The following is a 3659-nucleotide window of genomic DNA, read 5'->3' on the forward strand; positions in this document are numbered from 1 at the left end:
TATAAGCCTCTCAATTTTAGTTTACAGCTAAACTATACCACAAAATAAAAGCCCTTTTAAGGGCTTATTTGGATCTTGTATTTATACAATTAATAGGTTGTGCAACGGTTACCGTTGTTAGCCCTCGTTATTTTCTTCTTTCGCTTTTAATTCGGCTTCTTTACGTTCTTCAGCTTCTATCAATGGTTTATGCCATTCCCAAAGTTCCTCGAGTGTTTTAAAGTCTCTTGGCACAGGATTGTTTTTCCTAAATGCTTCATCAGGTGTCATTGGCATATAATGACTAAAGTAACTTTCGCTTGTTCTTCTTGGGTTTAATCCCAAAATCGAATCAAAGTAATTATCAGTTGTATCATAGTGGTGAGAATGAATAAATCCTTTCCATCTGTCCACCAATTCATTCTCTGGTGTTATATCGATTATTTCGAATTGCTCCATTTCTCTATCATCAGGCGTACCCCAAGCATTGTTTAGCAGTGATACAGCTTCTAAATCAGATGCTGGCGCACCATAGCCAAAAATAGTTGCCCTAACTGTTCCTGTTTCTTTACTCAACCAATATTTTACTCTTTCCCATTCAACATTAATAAATGGGTCATCTGTATAATTTTTTTGTTCAACTGGATATAAGAGATTGGTAGGTTCAAAATATCCTCCATCAGCTCGCATATACATTCCTACAGGACCACATCTATTATCTTCTTTACTGTAGCCTATTGCGACATTTCCGTGTAAGAATGAAAGATATGGTAAGTCTTTTGTAAACTTATTATTCCTTACCCAAGCTTGGTAAAGAAATGGGTCCCAATTAAATGTTGCTATTAAATCTTTATTTCTCAAAGAAAGAACCAAGTAATCATAAATAGTCGGCTCATCTGGAAGCTCCATATCTCCAAAATAGAGTTTGATTCTCCTCTCTATTTCTTGAAGAAGTTCAGAGTTAGGATTGTCATTGTGTAGATTGGTATATAAAGTCTCAAAGTTTTTTGCTCTTAATTCTTTTGGTACTAAATCTATTAAATCAGATAATCCAACTACATCAACAAAGTTATCCATAGAAGGAAGTTGTTTTCCATTCTTTTCAGGATTACGAATTGTAGAGGCTATGCTTGCACCTGCACCCAAAATTACAACGTGTCCACCACCTCCATAAACTTGATTAATTCCTTCTTCTCTTGTCATTCCTGTCATAGTATAGGTTATTTAATATCAAAATGACGTTTATAAAACTGTACTTTTCTTTTTCCGAACATTCCTCTTCCGTGACCAAAATACATTGCACAAATAAAATACCCCATTCCAATGGTTGAAAGAAAAACTACGTAATCGAAATGTTTAATATTGGACGGATAAAAATTAATATACTCTATAAAATATTTTAATACAAGAACACTCCAAATCAACACAAAAAACCTGCTTACGATGTCATTAATTTTAGATACTGAAAAAGTCTTTTTTTTAGTTACAGTTTTATACAAAGGTCCTGTAACCTGTTCCTCCAACATATCAACGTGAATTTCCCAGTGCCTTTGCCACGTTTTACTTCCACGGTTTATAAAACTCCAAGCAAAAGCTGTTACAAGTCCAATGCAAATTACTACATAGGAAATTTGAGGTTCTTTTTCTAAGCTCTCTGCACTTACAACTGCGAAATAGCCTGCAAATGATGCCACTTGAAATGCCCAGAAATAATTAGCCCTTTTCCAATAGTTTTCTATTTCAAAGTTTTTGGCTTCCCAAGCTTTGTTATAAGCACGTTCAATTTTTTCGTATTCGACTCCTTTTATGAACGTGTCAATATACTCTTTGTCAGACATTTTTTCCAATGCAGATTTATTCGTTTCAAATCCGAATTTTTTTATTCTTTGAAAGACATTTTTCTTTTTATCAGTTGGTTTTTTCTTTGACAAATTGTTTTGTTTTTAATGAGGGCTAACGTTTCTCGTGTATGGCTCGTTGCGGGAAATCCGCGAGGATTTTCCGCCGTGACCTAAAGATAGCAAATTGCAATGAATTCCGATTAGGAATTCAGCCGCAATGAGCTATACACGTTGTTAGCCACTGGCTTTTTTCCGTTTGCTTATTTTCTTTACATATTTTTTCAAGTTCGTATTGTCATAAAATACTTTTTTGTCAAAACGTTCCATTATTCTGTTCAGCCGATTTATGTTTATGTGAGCTCTTCGTCTGATATACTTTTTAACTTTTTTGACTTTTTCTTTTTTTACAGTCATAAAATCAAGTCTAATAAAGTATGATTCGTAAATACTGTAAAGTGATAAACAGTATAAATAAGGCAAGAACAATGTTGTTAGTATTATTGGTAAAATAAATGAGTGTAATGTTCCTAATTTAAAGAAGTCGGAATATCCATTTGCCATTTGATAGATTGAATAAATTAATAGTCCGAAACCAAATATTGCCATTAGATTCGTTAGTAAATTTGCAACTTGTGCATTCTTTGAATCTAAACCTGCAACAGCTTGAAGCATTACAATAAAGATTAATATTGGAAGAATTATTAGTTCTGTTACTAAACTGAAATTGTAAAAATTAATCACAAATTCTAATATCGCAATCACTTTTATTGTGTCGAAAAGAATTTCTTTAAAATATTTACTGTCTTTGGCTTTATTCAGGCTAAAAACCAAAACAAATGCAACTGAAAAAAGCCAAAAGATTGAATCTTTAATGTCTGCAAATGTCCAAAATCCAATTGCTTTTAGTAGACTAAATACTCCAAACAAATAAATTCCTAAAGTTAAATAGATTACAAGGAAATATTTACCAAAAAGTAATTTTATAACATCTGCCAATGAATTTCTCATTGACTTTTGTGTGAGTACGAAAATTATAAAAACTCCAAGCCAAATTAATAATGAAATTTCTCGATTGCTAAATATTTCTTGTAGTTTGCTCAAATATTAAAAATGTGTAAGTATTGACTTTATAACTTGATTAGCATTTTTAAAATTTTCTTCTTGCTCGTGAATCTGCATAAAGTTTTTTAATCCGTGAAAGAGGTTGTTTCTAAATCTATAGATTATAATTGTTAGTGCTAAAACTATGTCAGAAGTTGCATTTTCATTTCCTAAAAGTACATTTGCAACAAACTCTTTTCTGTCTCCATTCCGAAAATTCAGATATTCAAATCGAGCATTTGTTGTTCCGTTTTCGGTATACCTTTCTTTGAAATATTCAAAATTTTCTTGAAAGTCAGCAATTTCAAAATCGATTGGATTTAGTCTTTCATTTAAGCGATTCACATTGCAATGATTTCCACAAACTAAATTTTCAAAGATGTTCCAAAAAAGTGAAAAGTCTTTGACATTTATTAATTGTTCTTCGGTAAAATTTGTTCCGAATCTTTCATTTATCCATTCAATCATTGTAGTTCGGTTTTTTTTCAGCTTGTGGCTAACGGTCTAGGCTATGAGTAGTTGCGTGGTTTAGCACTTAACTTTGCAAGTACGCACCAAACTGAAAATCCTCGCGGATTTTCAGAAAGAGGCGAGAACGAGCAATTACTTATAGCCAATGTGCCTGTTGCACAAGTTAGCAAAAAATTGACATAGGGTTGATATTTTCCTTTCATTAGATACCTATATTGTAGTATGCAAGGCAAAAAGCAATATCAGGAGAAACTGTTCAATCAGTTT

Annotated in this window: 4 protein-coding genes; all 4 read right to left on the reverse strand. The window is 32.4% G+C overall.

Features of this window, described 5'->3' with window-relative positions; translation table 11 throughout:
- Positions 1-117: 117 nt before the first annotated feature.
- The 4 genes from PSF86_RS17685 to PSF86_RS17700 all read right to left on the reverse strand — a co-directional run bounded on the left by PSF86_RS17685 (position 118) and on the right by PSF86_RS17700 (position 3389).
- Complete coding sequence (locus PSF86_RS17685) at positions 118-1182, reverse strand: hypothetical protein (protein WP_277901421.1); 1065 nt, start codon at positions 1180-1182, stop codon at positions 118-120.
- A gap of 17 nt (positions 1183-1199) precedes the next feature.
- Positions 1200-1910 (reverse strand): RipA family octameric membrane protein, encoded by a 711-nt coding sequence (locus PSF86_RS17690; RefSeq protein ID WP_277901422.1) that lies wholly within the window; start codon positions 1908-1910, stop codon positions 1200-1202.
- Positions 1911-2054: 144 nt separating this feature from the next.
- Entirely contained in the window at positions 2055-2828 is a 774-nt protein-coding gene (locus tag PSF86_RS17695) for a hypothetical protein (RefSeq protein ID WP_277901423.1), read from the reverse strand.
- Between the two features lie 96 nt (positions 2829-2924).
- The gene (locus tag PSF86_RS17700; protein WP_277901424.1) at positions 2925-3389 is read right to left on the reverse strand and encodes a hypothetical protein; all 465 of its coding nucleotides are present in this window, start codon (positions 3387-3389) and stop codon (positions 2925-2927) included.
- Positions 3390-3659 lie beyond the last annotated feature (270 nt).

It is taken from the genome of Galbibacter pacificus, assembly GCF_029603165.1.
Classification (GTDB): Bacteria; Bacteroidota; Bacteroidia; order Flavobacteriales; family Flavobacteriaceae; genus Galbibacter; species Galbibacter pacificus.

Excerpts from the sequence above, each read along its gene's own strand:
- PSF86_RS17700 (WP_277901424.1), bottom strand. The coding sequence starts at position 3,389 with ATGATTGAATGGATAAATGAAAGATTCGGAACAAATTTTACCGAAGAA.
- PSF86_RS17685 (WP_277901421.1), bottom strand. The coding sequence starts at position 1,182 with ATGACAAGAGAAGAAGGAATTAATCAAGTTTATGGAGGTGGTGGACAC.
- PSF86_RS17695 (WP_277901423.1), bottom strand. The coding sequence starts at position 2,828 with ATGAGAAATTCATTGGCAGATGTTATAAAATTACTTTTTGGTAAATAT.